This window comes from Streptomyces sp. KL116D (genome assembly GCF_030766975.1).
GTDB lineage: Bacteria > Actinomycetota > Actinomycetes > Streptomycetales > Streptomycetaceae > Streptomyces > Streptomyces longispororuber_A.
The window spans coordinates 125,019-148,827 of the sequence record NZ_JASERH010000014.1 but is presented as its reverse complement, the minus strand read 5'-3'; the positions used below and the strand labels follow the sequence as shown (position 1 = coordinate 148,827).

The following is a 23,809-nucleotide window of genomic DNA, read 5'->3' as shown; positions in this document are numbered from 1 at the left end:
GGATTTCATTTCCGGTGGCCGTTGGAGGGCCTTTGCCTTTCGGCGGTTCCGACTTTATCAGAAGTTTTGGGCCGGTCTGACCGGCTCTTGATTCCGATTTATCGGGGGGGCTTCTCGAACAATGTTATTTCGTGAAGCGCGCTAGATACTAACCCGTCGCGGTCGAACTCGTCGAGTTCGGGGCAACTGTTCGAATCTACCTCCCCGTCCAAGCCGTGTCAACGACTTTTCCAGGGCGAAGAGGAGACTAGCAGGTCAGCTGACTCGGATGCACATCAGGCCGCTGTCGGCAGCAGGGCGCTGCGCTCGGCCGTTTCCAGGTCGCCTGTCTCCCCTTCGCGGACCGCGCGGCCGCCGAGGACGTAGACGTACGTGAGGAAGGCCAGCTCGGCTGCGATGCCGATGCCGATGCGGGCCCAGGTCGGGAGGCCGGACGGGGTGACGAAGCCTTCGATGGCGCCGGAGATGAAGAGGACGAGAGCCAGGCCGATGGCCATGCCCAGGGCTGCGCGACCTTCTTCCGCGAGCGCTGTCCTACGGGTGCGATGGCCCGGATCGATGACTGTCCAGCCGAGGCGTAGGCCGGTGCCGGCCGCTACGAAGACCGCGGTCAGTTCCAGGAGGCCGTGCGGAAGGATCAGGCCGAGGAAGGTGTCGAGGCGGCCGGCCGATGACATGAGGCCGATGCCCACCCCTACGTTGAGCATGTTCTGGAAGAGGATCCACAGGACCGGCAGGCCCAGGAAGACGCCCAGGACCAGGCACATGGCCGCGGCCTGTGCGTTGTTCGTCCAGACCTGGGCGGCGAACGACGCCGCGGGGTGGCTCGAGTAGTACGTCTCGTACTGGCCGCCGGGGCGGGTCATCTCGCGGAGGTCCGAGGGCGCCGCGATGGAGGCCTGGACCTCGGGGTGGGTGCCGATCCACCAGCCGATCAGCGCGGCTATCGCTGTCGACAGGAGTGCCGTGGGGACCCACCAGTGGCGTGCTCTGTAGACGGCTGCAGGGAAACCGTGCGTCAGGAAGCGGGTCACGTCGCGCCATGAAGCGCGGCGGGTTCCTGTCACCGCACTACGCGCGCGTGCCACGAGTTGGGTGAGGCGGCCGATCACCCGTGGGTCCGGTGCGCTCGACTGGATGAGGGAGAGATGGGTGGCCGTGCGCTGGTACAGAGCCACCAGTTCGTCCGCTTCGGTGCCGGTCAGACGGCGTCGGCGGCGCAGCAGGGCGTCCAGGCGGTCCCACTCGGCTCGGTGGGCGGACACGAAGACGTCGAGGTCCATCCGGTCTGCTGCTCCTCGCTTTCCGGCACCTGTGCGGCGCGATGTGCACTCAGCTTGGCAGACTGGCGGTTCATAGGGCAGGTCAGGGAAAGGGTGGGTGGCCGACGTGAGTGAGCTGGTGACGGGCGAGGCGGTCGCCCTTGAGTTGCGGCCCGCGAAACTGCCGAGCCGTGCGCTCGCCGTGCTCATCGATCTGGTGGTGGCGTTCGCCGTCTACATCGTCGTGACGATCGCCATCGTGGCGGCCACCGCGTCGCTGGACGACGCCGCTGCCGCCGCCCTGGCCGTGGCCACCTTTCTTCTGGTGCTCGTCGGGGTGCCGATCGCTGTGGAGACCCTGAGTCACGGGCGGTCGTTGGGGAAGCTCGCCTGCGGGCTGCGGGTGGTGCGGGACGACGGGGGTCCGATCCGGTTCCGGCACGCGTTGGTGCGGGGGGCCGTCGGGGTCGTGGAGATCCTCATGACCTTCGGAGTCGTGGCGTGCATCGCCTCGCTGGTGTCGGCCAGGGGGCGGCGGGTCGGGGACGTGTTCGCGGGGACGCTCGTCGTGCGGGAGCGGGTGCCCACCGGGCAGGCGGCGTTCGTGCCGCCTCCGCCGCCGTGGCTGGTGGGACGGTTCGCGGAGCTGGATCTGTCCGCGGTGCCGGAGGGGCTGTGGCTCGCGGTGCGGCAGTACCTGACGCGGATGGGGCAGCTGGATCCGCAGGTGGGCTGGGGCATGGCCGAGCGGCTCGCGGCTGATGTCGCGGCGCACACCGGCGCGCCCGCGCCGAGCGACGTACCCCCGGCCGCGTTCCTGGCGGCGGTGATGCACGAGCGGCAGTCGCGGGAGGTGCAGCGGGCCTTCGGGGCCGCTCAGCAGGGCGGCCACGGAATGCCGGGTGCCGCCCCCGGGCCGTACGGCGGGTACGCGCAGCCTGGGCCGCCCGTGTCTCCCGGGCCGTACGGGGCCCCTGCCTACCCCGCCCAGCCGACTCCCCCGGCCCCGTCGACGTACCCGGCCCCCTCGGCCTACCCGGCCCCGGCCGCCTACCCCCCGCCCTCCCCCGCGCCGAACGGCCCGTACAACCCGACGTCAGGCATCCCGACGTCAGGCAATCCGGCATCGGCCAACTCCGCCCCGGCCGACGGGGGTTCGGAGCCGCCGGCCACCGGATTCGCTCCGCCGGCCTGAGTGACGCGGCGTCAGGCGAACGTCGTCGGTGGCGTCTCCAGGTCTTCCAGCTCGATGCCCGGCGCGGCCAGCACCACGTCGCCGCTGAGGTGAACGGTGTGCTGCTCCCCCGTGTCCAGGGCTGTGACCTGGTATTCGTCCACGGTCAGCGGCCCGTTGTCAGTGGCGTGTGCTTCGCTGTTCAGCAAGGTCCAGGACTGGTCCAGGGTGCGGGGGGCCAGGACGGGATCCGTGAGGGCGACGAGGCGGACGCGGGTCGAGGGGGAAGCGGGGGTGAGGTTCAGCAGACGTGCGGTGGCGATGAGGAACGCGGGGGACGTGCCGGTGAACGCGTGCGCGGGTGCGTTTCCTTCGGTGGCGTGGGCGCCGGTGGGGTCGGTGCGCACCCAGGTGACGCCGTCGAGGGCGGCGCCTCTCACCTGCCAGCTCGCGGCGTTGAGTTCGAGGCGGATGGGGCGGCCGAGCTCGTCGAGGGCGAGGTCGATCGAGCCGGCGTGATCGCCGGAGGGGGTGGTCCTCTGGGCTACGTAGCGCCAGCCGGAAGGTCCGGGCGCGCAGTGGAAGTGCTCTTCACCGAGGGGGGTGTGGTCGTGCGGATCGTGGAGCGAATATCGGCCGCGGGGCATGGCGTTCGTGAGGTCCTCTGTCTGGCCTGGTGACAGCCGCGGCCGGTAGCGGTGGCTCGTACGGGCTGCGGCGTCGAAGGACGTGTCCACCGTAACCAGCGGTGTGGCGGAGTACGGGACAGGCCCCCGGCACGGGGGTGCGGGGGCCTGTCCTGTGTCAGTCGGCTGGTCGGCGCGTGGTGACCGGTGTGCGCCGCTCAGCGCGGGCTGCTCAGTAGCGGTAGTGGTCCGGCTTGTACGGGCCCTCGACCTCGACACCGATGTACGCGGCCTGCTCCGGACGCAGCGTCGTCAGCTTCACGCCCAGCGAGTCCAGGTGCAGGCGGGCGACCTTCTCGTCCAGGTGCTTGGGGAGCACGTACACGTCGGTCGGGTACTCGGACTGCTTCGTGAACAGCTCGATCTGGGCCAGGGTCTGGTCGGCGAAGCTGTTGGACATCACGAACGACGGGTGGCCCGTCGCGTTGCCCAGGTTCAGCAGACGACCCTCGGACAGCACGATCAGGACCTTGCCGTCCGGGAACGTCCACGTGTGGACCTGCGGCTTCACCTCGTCCTTGACGATGCCGTCGATCTGCGCGAGACCGGCCATGTCGATCTCGTTGTCGAAGTGACCGATGTTCCCGACGATCGCCTGGTGCTTCATCCTGGCCATGTCCGAGGCCATGATGATGTCCTTGTTACCGGTCGTCGTGACGAAGATGTCCGCCTTGTCGACCACCTCGTCCAGCGTCGCGACCTGGTAGCCGTCCATCGCCGCCTGCAGCGCACAGATCGGGTCGATCTCGGTGACGATGACGCGGGCACCCTGGCCGCGCAGCGACTCCGCGCAGCCCTTGCCCACGTCGCCGTAACCGCACACGACGGCGGTCTTGCCGCCGATCAGGACGTCCGTGGCGCGGTTGATGCCATCGATCAGCGAGTGCCGGCAGCCGTACTTGTTGTCGAACTTCGACTTCGTCACCGCGTCGTTCACATTGATCGCGGGGAACAGGAGGGAGCCGTCGCGCTGCATCTCGTACAGGCGGTGGACACCGGTCGTGGTCTCCTCCGTCACGCCGCGGATCTCGGAGGCCAGCTGGGTCCACTTGCGGGAGCCCTCGGAGATGGTGTCGTTCAGGAGCTGGAGGATAACGCGGTGCTCGTCGGACTCGGCGGTGTCGACCGAGGGGACCTTGCCGTCCTTCTCGTACTCGACGCCCTTGTGGACGAGGAGGGTGGCGTCACCACCGTCGTCGAGGATCATGTTCGGGCCGCCGGTGGGGCTGTTCGGCCAGGTCAGCGCCTGCTCCGTGCACCACCAGTACTCCTCCAGCGTCTCGCCCTTCCAGGCGAAGACGGGGACGCCCTGGGGGTTGTCCGGCGTGCCGTTCGGGCCGACCGCGATGGCGGCGGCGGCGTGGTCCTGGGTGGAGAAGATGTTGCAGGACGCCCAGCGGACGTCGGCGCCCAGGGCGACGAGGGTCTCGATGAGGACGGCCGTCTGGACCGTCATGTGGAGGGAGCCGGTGACGCGGGCGCCCGCGAGGGGCTGCGCGTCGGCGTACTCCTTGCGGATCGACATCAGGCCGGGCATCTCGTGCTCGGCGAGCGTGATCTCCTTGCGGCCGAACTCGGCGAGGGAGAGGTCGGCGACCTTGAAGTCCTGGCCCTGTCGGTTGGCGACAGAAGTCATAAGTGAGCTGCTCCTCGGTGCAGTTGCAGTCGGTCGAGGTGGGCTGTCGTGCGCGTTCCCACAGGAGGGAGCACGCATGGCTGGTCTGCGGGCGTCGTCGGACACAGGTGTCCTCAGATACTCGCAGCGCAGTCCGTCGGAGGCCCTCTCTCCCTCGGACGACCCGGCGTGCGGGCCGCCCGACCGCCATCAGCAGCGACGTCTGGCTCGTTACGAATCTACACCGATCGGCCCAGTCGGCCCCACCCCGTCTCGGTGGGGCGGTGGTGGGGGCGTGGCTGGTTCCGGCCTCCGAGGGGGGCGCCGGAGCGGCCGGGACATGCGCCATGAGCAGGGACAATTCGGGACCTTTGGACTTTTGATCCTGTGCCTGGCTGTTGCAGGATGCGAGGGAGGCCGCGAACATTTGCGCGGTCTTGTAAGGCGAAGGCACAAAGGAGAGCCACGTGACCAGTCCGGCCGACCCCCACACGGGCGGAGGGGCCGCCGAGCAGCCGAAGAAGTTGAGGCTGCTCGCGGTGACCGCCTGTCCGACCGGCATCGCGCACACGTACATGGCCGCCGAGAAGCTCCAGCAGGCGGCGGACGCGCTCGGCATCGACATGAAGGTGGAGACGCAAGGGTCCATCGGGGCCGAGAACGTTCTGACTGACAACGATGTCAAGAACGCCGACGGCATCATCATCGCCGCCGACAAGGACGTCGACCGCGGCCGCTTCGTCGGCAAGCGGGTGCTGTCCGTCGGGGTGTCCGAGGGCATCAGCCACCCCGAGCGCCTCATCGAGCAGGTGCGCAGCGCGCCCGTGCACGGCGCCGGGGGCGGTGGCGGCAGCGCCGAGCCGCTCTCGTCGTCCGGCGGTGGCGGTGGCGGCGGTGGCGGCAAGGAGCGCAGCGTCGCGTACAAGGCGCTGATGAACGGCGTCAGTTACATGATCCCGTTCGTGGTGGTGGGTGGTCTGCTCATCGCCATCTCGCTGTCGCTGGGCGGGCACACCGACCCCAAGGGCGGGCTCGTCATCCCGCCCGATTCCTTCTGGATGCACGTCAACCAGATCGGTGTCATCGGCTTCACGCTGATGGTGCCGATCCTGTCCGGCTACATCGCGTACGCGATCGGCGACCGGCCGGCGCTGGTGCCCGGCATGATCGGCGGCTGGATCGCCAATACCGGTGAGCTGTACGACTCCAAGGCGGGCGCCGGTTTCATCGGGGCGATCGTCACCGGATTCCTCGCCGGTTATCTGGTCCTGTGGATCAAGAAGGTCAAGGTCCCGAAGTTCGCGCAGCCGATCATGCCGATCATCGTGATCCCGATCGTCTCGACGACCGCGCTCGGACTCTTCTTCATCTATGTCATCGGCAAGCCGATCTCGTGGGTGTTCGAGCATCTGACCAGCTGGCTGAGCGGGATGACCGGGACGAGCGCCATTCTGCTCGGGGCGATCCTCGGGTTGATGATCGCGTTCGACATGGGCGGTCCGGTCAACAAGACGGCGTTCCTGTTCGGCGCGGGGCTCATCGCGACCGGCAACCAGACCGTCATGGGCATGTGTGCCGCGGCCATTCCCGTGATGCCGCTGGGGCAGGGCCTGGCCACGCTGATCCGTAAGCGGCTCTACACCGAGCAGGAGCGGGAGACCGGTCTCGCGGCGCTGTTCATGGGGTGCTTCGGCATCTCCGAGGGTGCGATCCCGTTCGCCGCGGCGCGGCCCGCGCAGGTCATTCCGGCGAACATGCTCGGTGGCGCGGTCGCCGGTGCCATCGCGGGCATGGCGGGCGTGGAGGACGCGGTGCCGCACGGCGGGCCGATCGTCGCCGTGCTGGGTGCCGTGGGCGGTGTGCCGATGTTCTTCGTGGCCGTCGCCATCGGTTCGGTGGTGACCGCGCTGACCACGGTCGCGCTGGTCGACTTCGCCGAGCGCAGGCGGCGCGGCGAGGCCGTGCTGAACGTTCCGGCCGGGCCCGAGCCGGTCCTCGCCGGTGTGGGCGTCGGCGCCGGAGCGGCCGGTGGCGCGGCGCAGGCCGCGGTGGCCGCCGCCCAGATCACCGCCCCCGCCCCGGCCCCGACCGAGGAGCCGGAGACGTCCGAGGACGCCGGCGAGCCCGAGGTGCTGTCCGGCTACCTCACCGAGCAGACCGTCAAGGTGCGGCTCGACGCGCACGAGAAGGAGGCCGCCATCCGCGAGATGGCCGGGCTGCTCGCTCGTACGGGCAAGGTCGCCGACGTCGAGGAGCTGGTGCGGACCGCGCTGCGGCGTGAGGAGCAGGGCACCACCGGGCTCGGCGAGGAGATCGCCATCCCGCATGCCAAGACGGACGCGGTGACGGCTCCGGTCGTCGGGTTCGCGCGGTCCGCGGAGGGCATCGAGTGGGGCTCGATGGACGGGACGAAGGCGAAGCTCGTCTTCATGATCTCGGTTCCGGAGGCCGCCGCGGGCGACGAGCACCTGCGGATCCTGGCGCTGCTGTCCCGGAAGCTGATGGACACGGGCTTCAGGGCCCGGTTGCAGGAGGCGCCGGACGAGGCGGCGGTGCTGCGGGTGCTGGCGGAGGTCCAGTAGGCGGATCCGGCACGTCCGTTACGGGTCCGGAGACGGGTACGAGGGCGGGGTCGACGCGTGCGGACGCGTCGGCCCCGTCGGCGTAGCTGGCGGGGCCCATCGCCGTACCGAGCGAGGCCCATCGCCGTACCGAGCGGGCCCGTCGTCATACCGGGCGGGGCCCGTCGTCGTACCGGGCGGAGCCCATCGCTAGCCTCTCCCCGCGCCGCTCCGTCCGCGAGGGGCGCGGGGAGGGAAACGCATGAGAGGCAGTGCGCGCCGACTGGCCCTGACGGCCTGGGTGTTGGGGCCGGTAGGGGTGGTGGGGCTGGTCGGGGTCGCGGTGTGGCTGGGGATGACGTACCGGAGCGTCTCCGTGTCGAGCGACTCCATGGCGCCGACGTACACGATGGGCGATCGGCTGCTCGTCGAGCGGGTGGACGGGGACGAGGTGCGCCGCGGCGACGTGGTGCTCTACACCATGCCCGCGCGCTACCGGGACCTGCCGGTGCTGCAGCGGGTCGTCGGCCTCGGCGGGGACCGGGTCGCACACGGCGGCGGGCCGACCGGGCCGACGCGGGTGAACGGGCGGGCGCTGGCCGAGCCGTACCTGGAGGACGGCCAGGCGAACGGCGGGCCGCCCTACGACGTGCGGGTTCCGCGGGGGCGGCTGTTCCTGATGGGCGACCATCGCGGGAACGCGAACGACTCCCGCTACTTCCAGAGCGACCACGCGGGCTCGGTGCCGGCCGGTGCCGTCGAGGGGCGGGTCGTGGACGATCTGACGCGGCCGGTGCTGGGCGCGGTGGCTGGCGTCGCCTGGCTCGGTGTGGCGCTGGCGGGGCTCGTCTGCGGGATCAGGGCGGGGCAACTGCGGCGCCGGGAGGCGGCCCTGCAGATGGCCGGTTGGTCGCTGCAGAGGTGACGGGGGGCCAGGACTGACACGTACGGGGCAACAGGGCAACAGGGCAACAGGGAAACGGGAAGGGGTGGCGGGTCCGGACTCGGACCCGCCACCCCTTCCCCGTAGATCCACTAGATCCACTAGATCCACTGGCAGAACCTGGGAGAACCCTGGATCAGTGCGCGGCACCCGGCGTCGGGCCGCCCGGCGTGGCCTCCGGGTCGGCGCCCTTGGCGGCCTCCGCGTCGCTGTAGATGTCGGGTTCGAGGTAGATGACGCGGGCGATCGGGACGGCCGCGCGGATCCGGGCCTCGGCTTCGTTTATGGCGCGGGCGACCTCGGCGGCGGTGTCGTCGTGCTGGACGGCGACCTTCGCGGCGACGAGGAGTTCCTCCGGGCCGAGGTGGAGCGTGCGCATGTGGATGAGGCCGGTGACGGTCTCGCCGTCCACGACCGCCTTCTCGATCTTCGCGACCTCTTCGGCGCCCGCGGCCTCGCCGAGCAGCAGGGACTTGGTCTCCAGGGCCAGCACGATCGCGATGGCGATGAGCAGGATGCCGATGCAGAGCGTGCCGATGCCGTCCCAGACGGCGTCGCCGGTGGCGAGGGTCAGACCGACACCGAACAGGGCGAGGACCAGACCGATGAGCGCGCCGAAGTCCTCCAGGAGCACGACCGGCAGCTCGGGGGCCTTGGCGCGCTTGATGAACTGGCCCCAGGAGAGCTTGCCGCGCAGGGCGTTGGACTCCTTGATGGCCGTGCGGAAGGAGAAGCCCTCGGCGATGATCGCGAAGACGAGGACGCCGACCGGCCAGTACCAGTGCTCCAGGTCGTGCGGGTGCCTGATCTTCTCGTAGCCCTCGTAGACGGCGAACATGCCACCGACGGAGAACAGGACGATGGAGACCAGGAAGGCGTAGATGTAGCGCTCGCGGCCGTACCCGAAGGGGTGTTGCGGGGTCGCCTCGCGCTGGGCCTTCTTGCCGCCGAGCAGGAGCAGGAACTGGTTGCCCGAGTCGGCCAGCGAGTGAACCGCTTCGGCGAGCATCGACGAGGAGCCGCTGAAGAGGAACGCCACGAATTTGGCCACCGCGATCGCGAGGTTGGCGGCGAGCGCCGCCACGATCGCCTTTGCTCCGCCTGAAGCACTCATGTTGTTCCTGGTGTCCTCTCGAGGTCGTACGTCCCGTGCCACTGCTTTGCCCGGCCTTTGCGGTGGGTCATTGTTGCAGCACGGGACGCCACGGGGCTCTCTCAGGCCACGACCGTCGCACGGAAAAGCGTGCCGACACCGGACACTTCGGCCTTTTCGCCTGCCGGGACGAAGGCAGATCCGCCCGGTGCGAGGTCGATGTCGCCCGCCCGGACCGTGCCCGCCGTGCAGAGCAGGATCTGCGGAGTGGCGGCCGTCAGGTCGTGGGCGGGGGCGCCCTCGGGGAGGACGAAACGGGAGAGACGGAACTCGTCGATCGGCGTGTCGTAGACCTCTTCGCCGTCGGCGGACGCCTCCGGGCGGAGCACGCCGGGGTCGGTGGCCTCGAAGCGAACGATGCGCAGGAGTTCGGGGACGTCGACGTGCTTGGGGGTCAGGCCGCAGCGCAGGACGTTGTCGGAGTTGGCCATGATCTCGACGCCGAGGCCGTTCAGGTACGCGTGCGGGACGCCGGCGCCGAGGAACAGGGCCTCGCCGGGCTGCAGTTGTACGTAGTTGAGGAGCATCGCGGCGATGACGCCCGGGTCGCCGGGGTAGTGGTGGGCGATGCCGGCGTACGGCTCGTAGGGACCGCCGAGGCGCTGGGCGGCGGCCGCGGCCTCGGTGACCGTGTGCGCCATCTCGTCGCGGTCGGCGGTCAGGATCGCCGTCAGCACCTCGCGCAGCGCGGCCTCTTCGGGGTGGGCGCGCAGCAGGTCGGCGTACGGCTTGAGGCTGTCGACGCCGAGTCCTTCGAGGAGGCGGGCCGCTTCCTCGGGGGCGCGGAAGCCGCACAGGCCGTCGAACTCGGTGAGCGCGCAGATGAGTTCGGGCTTGTGGTTGGCGTCCTTGTAGTTGCGGTCGGGCGCGCCGATCGGGACGCCCTTCGCCTCTTCGGCCGCGTAGCCCTCCTTCGCCTGCCCGAGGTCGGGGTGCACCTGGAGGGAGAGGGGGGCGCCGGCGGCGAGCAGCTTGAGGAGGAACGGGAGGCGCGGGCCGAACTTGGTGACCGCCTGCTCGCCCAGTTCCGCCGTCGGGTCGGCGTCGATGACCTCGTTGAGCGGGCCGCGCCCGGTGCGGGAGGGGGCGCCGGGGTGGGCGCCCAGCCACATCTCGGCCTGGGGTTCGCCGGTCGGTTCGGCTCCGATGAGCTGCGGGATGGCGGTCGTGGAGCCCCATGCGTAGGGGCGGACGGTGTTGGTGAGGCGGTCCATGAGGTGTTCTTCTCCGTACGGCGGCGAACGGGCCGCGAGTGGGCCCGCTGGGTTGCGGGTGGGGCCACCTCACGCCGTGGAGGCGAGGCCCAGGTAAACGGCGGCGAAATCCGTGACGGCGATCAGCTCCGCGAGGGTCTCCAGGTCGCTGCCCTCCTCCGGCTCCAGCTCGCTGATCGCGGTGTCGTGGGAGAGCGCGAGGTCGCGGGCGGAGGGGGCCGCGGACAGGCCGCCGGTGGGGCGGTCGCGGAGCAGGACGACGCGGGCGCGCAGCGCCTGGGCCTCGTCCACGCGGTCGCGGAAGAAGTCGTCGGGGTCGCCGCCGGCCGCGAGGGCGCTGACGAGGAGCGCGCCGTGGGCGGTCATCGCCTCGGGCAGGTCGCCGGCGAGGGCGGGGCGCCCGGCGAGCTCGGCGAGGGCGGCGGCGAACCGGCGGCCCACCGGGCCCGCGGCCGCGCCCTCGGTCCAGATCAGCGGGAGGGACTCCGCCAGCTCCGAGGCGAGGGTCTTCGCCGGGTTGCCGTACGTCGCGATGGCCGGGCCGCAGCGTTCCGCGGTGCGGTCGAGGCGGTCGGCGACCTTCTCCAGGTCCTCGGCCGGCGCGGACAGGAGTCCGGTGCGGTCGAGGAGGGCGAGGAGGGGGGTGAGCAGCGCCCAGAGCGCGCCGGGGGCGGAGGCCGCGGCGGGTTCGTCCTGCTCGTACGGGGCGGTCGCCATCGGTACGAACAGGCCGTGGGCCCCGGCCACGGACTCGGTCAGCGGGGCGCCCTTCGGGCAGACGGCGACGACGGTGACGCCGCGCCGGTAGGCCTGCTCGACGAGGAGGGAGAGGCTGGGCTCGGTGCCGTCCGGGGTGGCGATCAGGAGCAGGTCGACCGAGCCCGCCCAGCCCGGCAGTTCCCAGCGCAGGGCGCCGGCCGCGGGGGCCACGCCGGTGGAGCGGAGGCGGACGACCGGGCAGGCGGCGCCCGCGAGGCGGCCGATGAAGTCGGCGACGCCGATGGCCGCGGTGCCGGGGCCCGCGAGCAGGACGGCGCGCGGGCGGCCGTCGGGCTTCAGCTCGGCGATGCCGGCCTCTGCGGCGTGCCGGGCCGCCGTGCGGACGCGGGCGCCCGCCTCGGCGGCGCCGCGGAGCAGGCCACGGCGGTCCGCCCTGGCCAGCGCGTCCGGGTCGTCCAGGAGCGTTTCGTCGAACATGGCGGCGGGCCTCCTGCGAGCGGCGTTTTCGGGGGTTACGCGGGGCGGCGGGCCTCGTCGACGAGGAGGACGGGGATGCCGTCGCGGACCGGGTAGGCCAGGCCGCATTCCTTGCCGGTGCAGATCAGCTCGGCGTCGGCCTCCTTGAGGGGGGCGTGGCAGGCCGGGCAGGCGAGGATCTCCAGGAGGCCGGCTTCGAGCGGCATGGGGTTCCCTCCGGGGGTGTGGGTGGTGCTTACGGGGTGTGTCGTGCGACCTGGTCAGCCTACCGCCGGGGCGCTGCGCTGGGCTTGGCCGGAGGGTGGGTGGGCGGGTTCTCGGGGGCGTCGTTGCGGGTGGGCGGGGCCGGGGTTGCGGGCTGCGCCTGGGCGGGGGCCGTCCGTTTCTGTGCCGGCACCGGTCTTTCCGGCTGCGCCGGGGCGGGGCCGTCCATTTCCGTGCCCGGCACTGGGCTTCCCGGCTGCGCCGGGGCGAGGCCCGTCCGTATCCGTGCCCGGCACCGGGCTTCCCGGCTGCGCCGGGGCGAGGGCCGTCCGTTTCCGTGCCCGGCACCGGGGTGCCGCCTTGCCCACCCTGCCGCCCCAGGCGGCAGATTGCCCAAGGCGGGCGGGGTGGGGCGGAGCGTCGGGCGGCAGCCCGGGCGGGGCGCCGGCCCAGGCGGGGCGCCAGCCCAAGCCGGGCGCCAGCCCAAGCCGGGCGCCAGCCCAAGCCGGGCGCCAGCCCAGGCGGGGCGCCAGCCCAAGCCGGGCGGACAGTTGGCCGGAGGCGTGGCGGGTGGGGTGGCCGGAGGCGTTACGTGCGGATGATCGTCAGTGCCTCGTCGCGGATTTTTTCCATCGTTGCCGTGTCCCGCGCCTCCGCGTTCAGGCGGAGCAGGGGTTCCGTGTTGGACGGGCGGACGTTGAACCACCAGTCGGCCGAGGTGACCGTGAGGCCGTCGAGTTCGTCCAGGGTGATGCCGGGGCGGGCGCCGTACGTCGTCCTGATCGCGGCGAGGCGGTCGGCCTGGTCGGCGACCGTGGAGTTGATCTCGCCGGAGCCGACGTAGCGGTCGTAGGAGGCGACGAGGGCGGAGAGCGGGCCGTCCTGGCCGCCGAGCGCGGCCAGGACGTGGAGCGCGGCGAGCATGCCCGTGTCCGCGTTCCAGAAGTCCTTGAAGTAGTAGTGCGCGGAGTGCTCGCCGCCGAAGATCGCGCCGCTGGTCGCCATCTCCTGCTTGATGAAGGAGTGGCCCACGCGGGTGCGGACGGGTGTGCCCCCGTGCTCCTTCACGACCTCCGGCACCGACCACGACGTGATCAGGTTGTGGATGACCGTGCCCGTCCCGCCGTTCTTCGCGAGTTCGCGGGTGGCGACGAGCGCGGTGATGGCGGAGGGCGAGACCGGGTCGCCGTGCTCGTCGACCACGAAGCAGCGGTCCGCGTCGCCGTCGAAGGCGAGGCCGATGTCGGCGCCCTCGGCCCGCACCCGGGCCTGGAGGTCCACGATGTTCGCCGGGTCCAGCGGGTTCGCCTCGTGGTTCGGGAACGTGCCGTCCAGCTCGAAGTACATCGGCACGACGGTCAGGGGCAGCCCGGCGAGCACGGTCGGCACGGTGTGCCCGCCCATCCCGTTCCCCGCGTCGACCACGACCTTCAGGGGGCGGATGGAGGTCAGGTCGACCAGGCCGAGGAGGTGTGCCGCGTAGTCGTCGAGGGTGTCGCGGCGGGTGATCGTGCCGGGCGTCGGGGCCGGCTCAGGGGCGCCCGACGCGCTCCACTCCTCGGCGAGCCGGCGGATCTCGGCGAGGCCGGTGTCCTGGCCGACCGGGGCCGCGCCGGCCCGGCACATCTTGATGCCGTTGTACTGCGCGGGGTTGTGCGAGGCCGTGAACATGGCGCCGGGCAGGTCGAGCGCGCCCGACGCGTAGTACAGCTGGTCCGTCGAGCAGAGGCCGATCTCCGTGACGTCCGCGCCGAGGGCGGCGGCGCCGCGCGCGAACGCGCCGGACAGGCCGGGTGACGAGGGCCGCATGTCGTGCCCGACCACGATCGCGGAGGCGCCGGTCACCCGCACGAACGCGGCACCGAACAGCGCGGCGAGGTCCTCGTCCCACTGGTCCGGGACCACCCCGCGCACGTCGTACGCCTTCACGATCGTCGACAGATCAGCAGCCACGGTCGGCCCAGCCCTCCTGGAGTCCTGCACGGACCCCACAAACTACCTGGCCGCACCGACAACAGACCGTGAACCCCTCATTCCTCCCAAAGACCGCGGCCCGGGGAGTCGTCGCTGGTCACGGCAGCATCCACGACAGCACGACCGTGCTCTGCGCATAGACGATCAGACACATCACCAGCAGCAGTCCCAGGCTCCACGGCAGCACCTTGCGCAGCAGGTCGCCCTCCTTGCCCGCGAGCCCGACCGCCGCGCACGCGATCGTGAGGTTCTGCGGCGAGATCATCTTGCCGAGGACACCGCCCGAACTGTTGGCCGCGGCGAGGAGTTCGGGCGACAGGCCCGACTGCTGGGCGGCGGTCACCTGGAGGGCGCCGAAGAGGGCGTTGGCCGAGGTGTCGGAGCCGGAGACGGCGACGCCGAACCAGCCGAGCACCGGCGACAGGAAGGCGAGCCCCGCGCCCGCGGCCGCCACGAAGTGCCCGATGGTGGCGGCCTGGCCGGAGAGGTTCATGACGTAGGCGAGGGCGAGCACGCTCGTCACGGTGAGGATCGCGAACCGCAGTTCGTGCACGGTCCCGAGCCATTCGCGCACGGCCACGCGCGCGTGCACCTTGAGCACGACCGCCGTGAGCAGGCCGGCGAACAGGACGAGCGTGCCGCCGGTGGAGACGAGCGGCAGCGTGAAGACGTTGCCGCTGACCGGGTCGCCGGCCGGATTGGCGACGTTCAGGAAGGGCCAGTCGAAGACCCGGTTGGCTTCGGCGAGCCAGTCCTTGATCGCGGGGATCTGGGCGAGGGAGAAGATGACGACGATGAGGGCGTACGGGGCGTAGGCCCGCAGCACCTCGGGGCGCGGGTCCTCCTCGTCGAGGTCCTCGCTGCGTACGCCGGTGAGGACGGCGGCGCGTACCGGCTCGGCGGCGGGCCTGCGGGCGTGCGGCACGGCGACGAGGGCTCCGGCGCCCACCAGGGCGGCCATGATGTCGGCGAGTTGGGCGGAGATGTAGTTCGAGGCCACGAACTGGGCGACGGCGAAGGCGAATCCACAGACGACGGCGGGCACCCAGGTCTCGCGCAGCCCGCGCCGTCCGTCCACGAGGCCGACGAGCACCAGCGGCACGACGAGCGCGAGCAGCGGTGTCTGGCGGCCCACCACGGAGGCGACGGAGTCCAGCGGCAGGCCGGTGACCTGGGCGAGCGTCACGACGGGCGTGCCCATGGCGCCGAAGGCGACCGGCGCGGTGTTGGCGACCAGGGCGACGACCGCGGCCTTCACGGGGTCGAAGCCGAGCGCGACGAGCATCACCGAGCAGATCGCGACCGGCGCCCCGAACCCGGCGAGGGCCTCCAGGAGGGCGCCGAAGCAGAACGCGACGACGAGGGCCTGGATGCGCGGGTCGTCGGAGAGGCGCCCGAAGGAGCGGCGCAGGATGTCGAAGTGCCGGGTGCGGACCGTCATCCGGTACACCCACAGGGCGTTGACGACGATCCACATGATGGGGAAGAGCCCGAACAGCACGCCCTGCGCGCCGCTGGAGAGGGTCTGCCCCAGCGGCATGTCGTAGGCGAGCCAGCCGACGAGGACGGCGACGCCGAGTCCGATCAGGCCCGCGAGGTGGGCCTTCATGCGGACGACGCCGAGCAGGACGAGCACGGTGACGAGGGGCAGGGCCGCGACGAGCGCGGACAGGCCGAGCGAGCCACCGACGGGCTCCAGTTGCTGGACGAACACGGACGCCTCCCGGAATCCCGGATTCCCAGATCAGGGTGGCGAGATTGTTCTGTCCTCAACAAGTGCGCGTCAACGCATGGGACAGAGTTGGCGGCAAAGATCCCGTGAAGGCGCTTGCTACGCCCCCGTATGCGGTCAGTTGTCGGGGGAGCGCAGAACCCTCAGGTGACCGCGGCGCGCGACCTCCATGGGGTCCGCGGTGCGCCCGCCCGCGCCACCGGCTCCGGCCGCGCGCTCCTGCGGGCGGGCGGCCTCCCGCACGGCGTTGGCGAGGGCCTCCAGGTCGTCTCCGCTGGGGCGGCTGGGACCGCTGCCGTCGGAGAGCCGGACGACCTCCCAGCCGCGCGGCGCGGTGAGGCGCTCGGAGTGCTCGGCGCACAGGTCGTAGCAGTGGGGTTCGGCGTAGGTGGCGAGCGGGCCGAGGACCGCGGTCGAGTCGGCGTAGACGTACGTCAGCGTCGCGACGGCGGGACGGCCGCAAGCGGTGCGCGAACAGCGACGTACAGGGCTCACAGCGTTGGACGGTACCGCACTCTTGAGCGGGCCGCGACGACTCTCCCGGAGGTCACCCCACCGTGTCGCGGTGTGAGACGGCGCACACCGTCCCGCGCGGGCGCCCGCGTGACCTGCGGCAACCCTGGGGCGTGCGCCCCGCCGGACTGTTGAAAGCGGTCACCACCCGGGGCAAATCCCTTCAATTGTCGCGAGTTCAACGGTCCGGGAGGGATGTCGAATCAAGCCCAAGAATGGCTTGATCGGTCAGGAAGCGACATGCGGTGCTCCGTACGGAGCGGGACCGCCCGGGGCCGCGCGGAGGACTACGCTGCGTCGGTGATGGAAAGGCCAGACAGTCAGGTGCCGCTCTCCCCCGTCTCCCCCGGCGAGCCGCGTCCGCCGCGCCGCCGCGACCGGCACGGGCGCGGCATGCGCGGGCCCGTGGCGCCCCCGCAGGTGCCGCTGGCGGCGAGCCGCGCGGAGGTCTTCGCGGACCTCGTGCAGGACTCCGTGGAGCGTCTGGAGCGGCGCTGGCCCCAGCTGGCCGACGTCGATTTCCTGGTCCTGGAGGTGCCGCGGCTCACGGCCGAGGACGAGGCGTGGGGCGGCGACTCGGTGCCGCTCGGCGGCACGATCCCGGCGCGCGACGGGACTCCCGCGCGCGTGGTCGTCTACCGGCGGCCGGTGGAGATCCGCACGAAGGGGCGCGACGAGCGGGCGGCCCTGGTGCACGACGTGGTCGTGGAGCAGGTCGCCGAGGTCCTGGGGATCACTCCGGAGACGGTGGATCCGCGGTACGGCGACTTCGGGGACGGGGAGGACTGACCTCCCCCGCCGCGCGCTACTTCTGGAGCACCGACAGGTCCTCGTCCGCCTCCGGCACGGAGACCGTCCCCCGGTCGTCCGGCAGGGTCTGGATCGTGAACGCCGGGACGCCGTCCTGCTTCTCCTCCAGCATCCGCGAGCCGTAGACCCGGCCACCCGACACCGGCTCCACGGTGAGCGCGTACGGGCCCTTCAGGCCGGCCGGGACGGGCGGGGTGACCGAGAGGGTCGTGCCGGCCTTGACGGTGTACTCCTTCGAGGTGGCGGTGCCGCCGTCGGCACCCGCCGAGGCCGTGACCTTCACCTTGGCCGCGGCGCCGGGCGCGGTCAGGGCCAGCGTCGAGCCCTTGGCGCGGTTGTCGGCGACCGTGGCGCGCGCGCCGATGTCGCGGGTGGCCGGGATGAACGCGGTCTCCTGGTCGGCGCCCTTGCCGCGGGTGACCCGCAGCGCGGCGACGACCGGGACGGAGTCCTCGGTCGGCGTCAGGATCAGCGAACCGGCGTCGCCGCGCGTGACGTCGCCGAGGTCGGCCGCGGCGGTCATGCCGGACTTCACGTGCAGCGTGTCGTGTCCCGCGGGCGAGATCCGGCCGCTGGACGTGGCGAGCTGGACCTTCAGGTCGGCGTCGTCCTGCCCGGGCGCGAAGGCGACCAGGCGCACGCTCGTGGCGTCCTTGGGGATGCCGGGCAGCACCAGGGAGGCCGCCGGGTCGGCGGCCGCGGGCAGCCAGTCGCCGCCCAGCTTGTCGTCGGCGGCGGAGACGGCGGCCGCGACCCGGCCGCTGCGCGCGGTGACGTGCAGCGTCAGGTTCGTGTACGGCTTCTCGGTGAGCGTCGACAGCAGGACCGGGACGCTGGCGTGCGGGGCGATCTGGATGCCCTCGCCGACGTCCGACTTGATGGCGCCGTCCGGTCCGTACAGCTGCACGTCCACCACCGCGGCCTCGTCGTCCGGGTTCGTCAGGTGGATGTAGTCGCTGCGGTCCTCGGCGGTGCTCGCGCCGGGGAAGTAGAAGTCGGTGTCCGGCGCCGAGCAGTTCACCCCGAGCAGGCCGCGGCCGGTGCCCACCTCCACGGTGGTGGTCTGCTGGACGGTCCAGCCGGGCGCGAGGGCGCCGTCGGCGGTGCCGACCAGGGCGGGCGCGTCGGCGCCCGAGGCCTCGCCCTCGACCGGCTTGCCCGGCTCCTTCGGGGTGACGACCGGCTTGGGCTTCTTCGACCTGGTCCTGGAGCTGTCGGTGTCGCCCGCACCGGTCTCGGCGGGCAGCAGCTCGGCCTTGCCCGCCTCCTCGGTGCCCTTCGAGGCGGGCGTGTACGACGTGTACGCGGTCTCCGCCAGGTCCGAGGTGCTGGGCTCGGGGCAGAGCAGGCTGGAGCGCTCGACGGGCAGCTGGGCGGCGGCCTTGGAGGGGCCGTCGTCGCCACCGGGCGTACCGGCGGCGGCGAACCCCGTGACGGCGGCCAGGGCCACCACGGCGGCGATCAGGGACAGGGTCGTGCGGTTCACTGCTGGCTCCCGTCGGGGCGCTCACTGTCGGCGCCGTTGCCGTGGCCGTGCTGCTCGTACGTCGGGTCGTACTGGCCTTGCGTCTCGTACGTGCCCCCGTACGCGTACGGGTCGTACTGGCCCGCCTGGTAGGGGTCGGCCTGCTGGGCCTGGGGGTCGTAGCCGTACGGGGCGCCCTGGTACTGCTGGTCGCCCGCGGCGTACGTGCCGTACTCGGCGCCCGCGTAACTGGGCTGCTCCCACTCGCCGTACGTCTGCTGCTGCGGGATGTCCGCGACCGGTGCCTCCTCCGGCGGAGGCGGCGGCAGGTCGTCGCCGTCGCCGCCCGCCGCGGCCTGCTCGGCCTCGGCCTGGGCGCGCAGCCGGCGGGCCCTGCGGCCCTCGCCCTCGACGGCCTGGGCGGGCACGGCCTGCTCCTCGGGGAGGTCGTCGTCGATCTCGCGGCGGCGCCCCGGCAGGGCGAGCACCACGAGGACGAGGGCGAGCCCGCCCTGTGCCCACAGCCACGCGACGTGCGTGATCGGCGCTTCGTAGGTGACGTCCAAGGTGCCGCCGGAGGCCGGCAGCTCGAAGCCCTGCGCCCAGCCGTCGACGGTGGTCCGGGTCAGCGGCGTCCCGTTCAGCGTGGCGGTCCAGCCCTCGGCGGCCTGGTCGGCCAGGCGCAGCACGCGCCCCTCCTCGCCGTCGGGCACCGTGGTGTGGAGCTCGACGGGGCCCGCGGCGACCGCCTTGGCCTCCTCCGAGGTCGAACCGGCGTCCGCCGTGGGCAGGATGACGGCCCGCGCCACCTGCCGGTCGACGCGCCACAGCGCGGTGCCGTCCTGCTGGCTGAGCCGGGTCAGGCCGGGCGTCGAGTCCAGGACGCGGCCCATCTGGCGGGGGGCGCCGTCGCGGACGAGGACGTAGCGCACGGCGAAGCCGCCGAGCTGGTCGGCCTGGTCGGCGCCGGAACCGGCGACGAGGTTGGCGACGACCTTGTCGAGCTTGGCGTTCTCGCCCGCCGCCTCGGTCAGCTCGCCGTCGCCGAGGCGGGCGCCGGCGCCGCGCACCAGCGAGTACGCGACCTCGGCCGTCGAGCCGTTCAGGACGAGCGTGCGGGCCTGGTCGCGGGTGCCGGCCTCCTCGGCGACGAACGCGGGCACCTGGACCGGGTCGCGCCGTTCCAGGGGTCCGTCGGCGCCGCGGATCATCCAGCCCGCGGCGAGCAGCAGCGGCCCGGCGGCCGCGGCGAACGCGATGAGCGCGGCCACCGGCTGGCGCCAGCCGAAGCTCTGCTCGGCCACGCGCGAGCGGGCGCCGTCGGCGCCGAGCGCGGCGGCGGCGAGCAGCGCGATGCCGTACACGAGGGTGGCGGGTCCGGCCCACGTCGAGTGGTTCGACAGGACCGCGAAGAGCAGCGCCACGACGGCGACGGCCCATGCCGTCAGGACGGCGAGGCGGCGCTCCTTGCGCAGCAGCGCGGCGAGCGCGGCCAGCACGATGCCGACGAGGAGCAGGCTGCCGGTGGTCCCGGAGCCGCCCGGCGAGGCGCCGAGCAGTCCGAACGCGGTGGCGGAGCCCTTCCCGTACGGGAGTCCGGCCTCCTTGAAGAAGCCGAACGGGAGCAGCGACAGCGACCACGGCGCGAGCATCAGCAGCGGAGTGCCGAGCGCGGCCAGGAGGCGCAGCCCGTAGGCCGTGATGTCGCCGCGGCGCACCACGAGGAGCGCGATCCCGAGCACCAGGGCGATCGGCCACACGATGGGCGTGAACGCCGTCGCGAGCGTGAGCAGCAGCCCGTACGCCCAGGTGGCGCGCCAACTGCCGCGCACGCCCTCGGCGTTCATCAGGCCGGAGGCGGACAGTCCCGCGCGGGCGATGAGCGGCAGCAGGACCGCGAGGACGGCGGTGCCGATCCGGCCGCCCGCGAGGGCGCCGGTGGCGGCAGGCAGGAACGCGTACGCGACGGCCGCCCACGCGCGCAGCAGCCGCGACTCGACGAGCGGCCTGGAGGCGAAGTACGCGGCGAACCCGGCGAGCGGCACCGAGCCGACGAGCAGCACGGTGACGGCGAGCCCGGTCGAGCCGAACAGGACGGAGGAGAGCGCGGCGATCAGCGCGAGGTACGGCGGCGCCGCCTGGGTGCCGCCGGTACTGGTGGCGTGCCATGCGTCGAGGTAGCGCGACCACAGTTCGGAGGAGTCGCCGGGCGCGGGCAGCAGGGCCCCGCCCGCGAGCGCGCCGCCGCCGAGCAGTCCCCGGCAGGCGATGAGGGAGACGAAGAGCAGGACGACGAAGAGGACGGGTCCTGGCCTGCGGGCGATCCGCTTGAGGCGGGCGAACTGCTCGACCTGGATGAACTCGTCGTCGCCGGGACCGGATTCCAGTCCGCCGCCGCCGTGCCGGCCGGCCGTGGTCGTCTCCGGGTCGGCGCCGCCGAAGAGGTTCCCCACGACCTGCTCGACGGTGAGCCGCACGGTCGCGCCGGGCGGCGGGAACAGCGGCTTGAGCTCCTTGCCGTCGACGGCGCCCTTGCCGCGCCGCTTCCGGGCGGCGAGGATCCGGCCGGGCCGCAGCAGGGTCGCCATCAGACCGGCGATCTCGTCGAAGGCCTGTCCGGGGACCTTGCCCACCAGGTAGGCGACCGTGCGCAGCAGGGTGCCGAGGACGAGGCGGACCATGACCCAGGGCAGCGCCGCCGCCCGTGCGTTCACGAGCAGCGTGTAGACGGCGCCCGCCTTGTCGACCTTGTGCGGCGACGACGCGGTGCGCCCCACGCAGTCGACGGTGCGGCGCTCGCGCGAGGAGGCCTCGGCGTGCCGCACGACGGCGTCGGGGGCGACGACCACCCGGTGGCCCGCGGCCTGGGCGCGCCAGCACAGGTCGACGTCGTCCCGCATCAGCGGCAGCCTGCGGTCGAAGCCGCCGAGCTGCTCGAAGACGTCGCGCCGGATCAGCATGCCGGCGGTGGACACGGACAGGACGGGCCGCACGTGGTCGTGCTGGCCCTGGTCCTGCTCGCGGCGGTCGAGGCCGGTCCAGCGGCGCCCCGAGTTGGCGATGGAGACGCCGACCTCCAGGAGCTGCCTGCGGTCGTACCAGCCGCGCAGCTTGGGTCCGACGATCGCGACGTCCGCGCCGGCCTCGCGCTCCGCCTCCACGACGCGCAACAGCTGGGCGAGCGCGTCCGGTTCGGGCGCGCAGTCGTCGTGCAGCAGCCACAGCCACTGCTCGGGCTCGCCGTGCGGCAGGTCGGGCAGGTCGTAGGCGTCGTCGCGCCAGCTGCGGCTGACGGGGTCCCAGCCGCTGGGGCGCTTCAGATAGGGCAGCTCTTCCGGGGTGAGGACCCCGGCGCCGCGCACGGCCTCCTCGACGGCCTGGCCGAAGCCGGTGCGGCGCGCGAGGTGCAGGACGCGCTCGCCGCCGATGGCCTCGCCGACCAGGGCCGCGGAGGCGTCGGCGCTGCCGGTGTCGGCCGCCACCGCGTTCTGCACGGGGCGCTCCTGGCCGAGCAGGCCCGACAGGACGTCGGGCAGCCAGCGGGCGCCGTCGTGCGAGACGAGGACGGCGGTGACGACATGCCTGGGGAACTCGGGGGCGCTGCTCGGGTCGAGCCCTGCGGCGTGCCCCGGGTTGAACGCGGCGGCGGCAGCACCGAATTGGTCTGCCGAGTGGCTGTGCACGGACATCGAGGTACGGGCCCCGGTTCGTCTGGACTGCGGTGGACGCCTGTGCCCGGTGGGGACACGGAGGCGTCTCGGACGGGGCCCCACACTAACGGCTGACAACAACAGCGGCCCGCCGCCTGTGGACAACCCACCCGCGACGAGCCGTATGCATGGCCGAATACTGGGGACTAGACAGCGGCCTTCTTCAGTCGGCGGCGCTCCCGCTCGGACAGGCCGCCCCAGATGCCGAACCGCTCGTCGTTGGCGAGCGCGTACTCGAGGCACTCGGAGCGGACCTCGCACGCCAGGCAGACCTTCTTGGCCTCCCTCGTGGAGCCGCCCTTCTCGGGGAAGAAGGACTCGGGGTCGGTCTGGGCGCACAGCGCGCGCTCCTGCCAGCCGAGTTCCTCTTCCGCGTCCTCGACCAGCAGATCCTGAAACGACTCGGTCATAGTGCGCCCCTCGTCTGTCCGTGCGTCCCCGTGATGTTGCCGTTACCGATTTCGGCTGAACGACACGAGTGAAATTACAAGTGTGCCGATCCGGGGCAGTCAAGCCGAGATCTGCTATTGGGCCCCTTATTCACTCTGCGGAACCAAGGCTATGCGGAAAGTGTTCAAATCGGCAAAAACCGTGACACTTGCCAGCGGCCCATGTGGATGTCGCCACCCTCTCGACCCTCCGAGAATCGCTACAAGGAAGGACGCCGCAGAGTTTGATCTCGTTCCTGCCCGCCCGCAGAAGCGAACCGGATCACATTCGGATCACGGGATCGCAACGGCGTTTGCGTGCCGGGTTGCTGCGCCACATGTCCGCCCCGAGCACTGCACAAACCTTTCGCCTGACAGAGATACCGGATGAGGTGAAACATATCTCGCAATCCGGACAATGAGTTGACAGAGGAGGCATGAACCGGTGTCCTGGTGGGCATGTTCGCGAACTTGGCACCGATGACGACCCGCACCGCCGGGTCCGTCTCCGCTGCCCGCGCGTGCTGTAGCTGTTGCTGTTCCAGCTGTTGAGTCGTTGAGCCCGCGAGCTCCGACCGCGTTTCTCCTCTCTGTACGGCCCTTCGCCCCCTCTTGAGCGGGGCATCCCGCACTCCCTCCACGAGGAACCTCCACACCCCATGAACAGCGACAGCGACCTCCAGATCGCCGGCGACATCCTCGAAGTCCAGCACCTGCTGCAGCCCGCCCGCGAACACCCCGAGACCGTGGCCGAGTTCGTCGGCCTGGCGCGCGCCGTGGCCGCCGACCGCTCCCAGTGGGAGCACCTCGTCGAGTACGACGCCACCTCCCGCTGGTACCACCGGCTGCGCACCGGCCCCGGCTACGAGGTGTGGCTGCTGTCCTGGGTGCCGGGACAGGGCAGCGGACTGCACGACCACGGTCGCTCGTCCGGCGTACTGACGGTGCTCGAAGGCGAACTGACGGAGCGTACGGAGAGGGGCGCGCGGGCCCTGTCCGCGGGCGCGCAGCGCGTGTTCGCGCCGGGGTACGTCCACGAGGTCGTCAACGACTCGCTGGAGCCCGCGGTCAGTCTGCACGTCTACTACCCCGGCCTGACCGCCATGCCGATGCACACCGCGGCCTGCTCGGTCGCGGCCGAGGCCACTGTCTGAGACCGGCTGCGGCG

At 72.1% G+C, this 23,809-nt stretch carries 18 protein-coding genes; 5 read left to right on the top strand and 13 right to left on the bottom strand.

Translation table 11 applies throughout. From position 1 onward, the window contains the following. Window positions 1–275: 275 nt before the first annotated feature. The gene (locus tag RBJ77_RS05350) at window positions 276–1,283 is read right to left on the bottom strand and encodes a stage II sporulation protein M (protein ID WP_372343898.1); all 1,008 of its coding nucleotides are present in this window, start codon (window positions 1,281–1,283) and stop codon (window positions 276–278) included. Window positions 1,284–1,389: 106 nt separating this feature from the next. Between RBJ77_RS05350 and RBJ77_RS05345 the strand changes: the two genes are divergently transcribed. Then, window positions 1,390–2,457 (top strand): RDD family protein, encoded by a 1,068-nt coding sequence (locus RBJ77_RS05345; protein WP_372343908.1) that lies wholly within the window; start codon window positions 1,390–1,392, stop codon window positions 2,455–2,457. A gap of 11 nt (window positions 2,458–2,468) precedes the next feature. Here RBJ77_RS05345 and RBJ77_RS05340 read toward each other — a convergent pair whose 3' ends face one another. Both RBJ77_RS05340 and ahcY read right to left on the bottom strand, forming a co-directional pair. Then, window positions 2,469–3,083 carry a hypothetical protein gene (locus RBJ77_RS05340; protein ID WP_372343897.1) on the bottom strand — a complete coding sequence of 205 codons (615 nt, stop codon included), beginning with the start codon at window positions 3,081–3,083 and terminating at the stop codon, window positions 2,469–2,471. 211 nt (window positions 3,084–3,294) lie between these two features. Further along, a complete protein-coding gene (gene ahcY, locus RBJ77_RS05335) occupies window positions 3,295–4,758 on the bottom strand; it encodes an adenosylhomocysteinase (protein ID WP_372343896.1) in 1,464 nt (487 codons plus the stop codon). 446 nt (window positions 4,759–5,204) lie between these two features. Between ahcY and RBJ77_RS05330 the strand changes: the two genes are divergently transcribed. Together RBJ77_RS05330 and lepB are read left to right on the top strand one after the other, a co-directional pair. Then, window positions 5,205–7,319, top strand: coding sequence for a fructose-specific PTS transporter subunit EIIC (locus tag RBJ77_RS05330; protein WP_372343895.1), 2,115 nt, complete (start codon window positions 5,205–5,207; stop codon window positions 7,317–7,319). A gap of 241 nt (window positions 7,320–7,560) precedes the next feature. Further along, a complete protein-coding gene (gene lepB, locus RBJ77_RS05325; RefSeq protein WP_372343894.1) occupies window positions 7,561–8,223 on the top strand; it encodes a signal peptidase I in 663 nt (220 codons plus the stop codon). A 154-nt stretch (window positions 8,224–8,377) separates the two neighbouring features. Here the strand turns inward: lepB and RBJ77_RS05320 are convergent, their stop codons facing one another. From RBJ77_RS05320 to RBJ77_RS05290, 7 genes are all read right to left on the bottom strand, one after another. Then, window positions 8,378–9,355, bottom strand: coding sequence for a cation diffusion facilitator family transporter (locus tag RBJ77_RS05320; protein ID WP_372343893.1), 978 nt, complete (start codon window positions 9,353–9,355; stop codon window positions 8,378–8,380). A 101-nt stretch (window positions 9,356–9,456) separates the two neighbouring features. Then, window positions 9,457–10,608 carry a mannose-6-phosphate isomerase, class I gene (manA, locus tag RBJ77_RS05315; protein ID WP_372343892.1) on the bottom strand — a complete coding sequence of 384 codons (1,152 nt, stop codon included), beginning with the start codon at window positions 10,606–10,608 and terminating at the stop codon, window positions 9,457–9,459. A 69-nt stretch (window positions 10,609–10,677) separates the two neighbouring features. Further along, window positions 10,678–11,805 (bottom strand): SIS domain-containing protein, encoded by a 1,128-nt coding sequence (locus RBJ77_RS05310; RefSeq protein ID WP_372343891.1) that lies wholly within the window; start codon window positions 11,803–11,805, stop codon window positions 10,678–10,680. 35 nt (window positions 11,806–11,840) lie between these two features. After that, the gene (locus RBJ77_RS05305; RefSeq protein WP_255982671.1) at window positions 11,841–12,011 is read right to left on the bottom strand and encodes a Trm112 family protein; all 171 of its coding nucleotides are present in this window, start codon (window positions 12,009–12,011) and stop codon (window positions 11,841–11,843) included. Between the two features lie 586 nt (window positions 12,012–12,597). Then, complete coding sequence (locus tag RBJ77_RS05300) at window positions 12,598–13,962, bottom strand: phosphomannomutase/phosphoglucomutase (protein WP_372343890.1); 1,365 nt, start codon at window positions 13,960–13,962, stop codon at window positions 12,598–12,600. Window positions 13,963–14,080: 118 nt separating this feature from the next. After that, complete coding sequence (locus tag RBJ77_RS05295; protein WP_372343889.1) at window positions 14,081–15,697, bottom strand: L-lactate permease; 1,617 nt, start codon at window positions 15,695–15,697, stop codon at window positions 14,081–14,083. Between the two features lie 135 nt (window positions 15,698–15,832). Next, on the bottom strand, window positions 15,833–16,210 hold the full coding sequence (locus RBJ77_RS05290) for a DUF3499 domain-containing protein (RefSeq protein ID WP_255981202.1): 378 nt from the start codon (window positions 16,208–16,210) through the stop codon (window positions 15,833–15,835). Window positions 16,211–16,531: 321 nt separating this feature from the next. On the opposite strand from RBJ77_RS05290, the gene RBJ77_RS05285 reads away from it, so the two are divergent. Beyond that, on the top strand, window positions 16,532–17,017 hold the full coding sequence (locus tag RBJ77_RS05285; protein ID WP_372343907.1) for a metallopeptidase family protein: 486 nt from the start codon (window positions 16,532–16,534) through the stop codon (window positions 17,015–17,017). A 16-nt stretch (window positions 17,018–17,033) separates the two neighbouring features. Here RBJ77_RS05285 and RBJ77_RS05280 read toward each other — a convergent pair whose 3' ends face one another. The 3 genes from RBJ77_RS05280 to RBJ77_RS05270 all read right to left on the bottom strand — a co-directional run bounded on the left by RBJ77_RS05280 (window position 17,034) and on the right by RBJ77_RS05270 (window position 22,623). Further along, window positions 17,034–18,524, bottom strand: coding sequence for a DUF5719 family protein (locus RBJ77_RS05280; protein ID WP_372343888.1), 1,491 nt, complete (start codon window positions 18,522–18,524; stop codon window positions 17,034–17,036). Then, window positions 18,521–22,192 carry a glycosyltransferase gene (locus RBJ77_RS05275; RefSeq protein ID WP_372343887.1) on the bottom strand — a complete coding sequence of 1,224 codons (3,672 nt, stop codon included), beginning with the start codon at window positions 22,190–22,192 and terminating at the stop codon, window positions 18,521–18,523. Before RBJ77_RS05275 ends, RBJ77_RS05280 begins: the two co-directional genes overlap by 4 nt. A gap of 167 nt (window positions 22,193–22,359) precedes the next feature. Continuing rightward, the gene (locus tag RBJ77_RS05270; protein ID WP_127831770.1) at window positions 22,360–22,623 is read right to left on the bottom strand and encodes a WhiB family transcriptional regulator; all 264 of its coding nucleotides are present in this window, start codon (window positions 22,621–22,623) and stop codon (window positions 22,360–22,362) included. Between the two features lie 677 nt (window positions 22,624–23,300). Between RBJ77_RS05270 and RBJ77_RS05265 the strand changes: the two genes are divergently transcribed. Next, entirely contained in the window at window positions 23,301–23,795 is a 495-nt protein-coding gene (locus RBJ77_RS05265) for a cysteine dioxygenase family protein (protein ID WP_255981211.1), read from the top strand. Window positions 23,796–23,809 lie beyond the last annotated feature (14 nt).

What these genes read in the sequence shown, in the direction of transcription:
- RBJ77_RS05270 (WP_127831770.1), bottom strand. Translation starts at nt 22,623, where the DNA reads ATGACCGAGTCGTTTCAGGATCTGCTGGTCGAGGACGCGGAAGAGGAA.
- RBJ77_RS05320 (WP_372343893.1), bottom strand. Translation starts at nt 9,355, where the DNA reads ATGAGTGCTTCAGGCGGAGCAAAGGCGATCGTGGCGGCGCTCGCCGCC.
- ahcY (WP_372343896.1), bottom strand. Translation starts at nt 4,758, where the DNA reads ATGACTTCTGTCGCCAACCGACAGGGCCAGGACTTCAAGGTCGCCGAC.
- lepB (WP_372343894.1), top strand. Translation starts at nt 7,561, where the DNA reads ATGAGAGGCAGTGCGCGCCGACTGGCCCTGACGGCCTGGGTGTTGGGG.
- RBJ77_RS05265 (WP_255981211.1), top strand. Translation starts at nt 23,301, where the DNA reads ATGAACAGCGACAGCGACCTCCAGATCGCCGGCGACATCCTCGAAGTC.
- RBJ77_RS05305 (WP_255982671.1), bottom strand. Translation starts at nt 12,011, where the DNA reads ATGCCGCTCGAAGCCGGCCTCCTGGAGATCCTCGCCTGCCCGGCCTGC.
- RBJ77_RS05350 (WP_372343898.1), bottom strand. Translation starts at nt 1,283, where the DNA reads ATGGACCTCGACGTCTTCGTGTCCGCCCACCGAGCCGAGTGGGACCGC.
- RBJ77_RS05310 (WP_372343891.1), bottom strand. Translation starts at nt 11,805, where the DNA reads ATGTTCGACGAAACGCTCCTGGACGACCCGGACGCGCTGGCCAGGGCG.
- RBJ77_RS05275 (WP_372343887.1), bottom strand. Translation starts at nt 22,192, where the DNA reads ATGTCCGTGCACAGCCACTCGGCAGACCAATTCGGTGCTGCCGCCGCC.
- manA (WP_372343892.1), bottom strand. Translation starts at nt 10,608, where the DNA reads ATGGACCGCCTCACCAACACCGTCCGCCCCTACGCATGGGGCTCCACG.
- RBJ77_RS05340 (WP_372343897.1), bottom strand. Translation starts at nt 3,083, where the DNA reads ATGCCCCGCGGCCGATATTCGCTCCACGATCCGCACGACCACACCCCC.
- RBJ77_RS05285 (WP_372343907.1), top strand. Translation starts at nt 16,532, where the DNA reads ATGGAAAGGCCAGACAGTCAGGTGCCGCTCTCCCCCGTCTCCCCCGGC.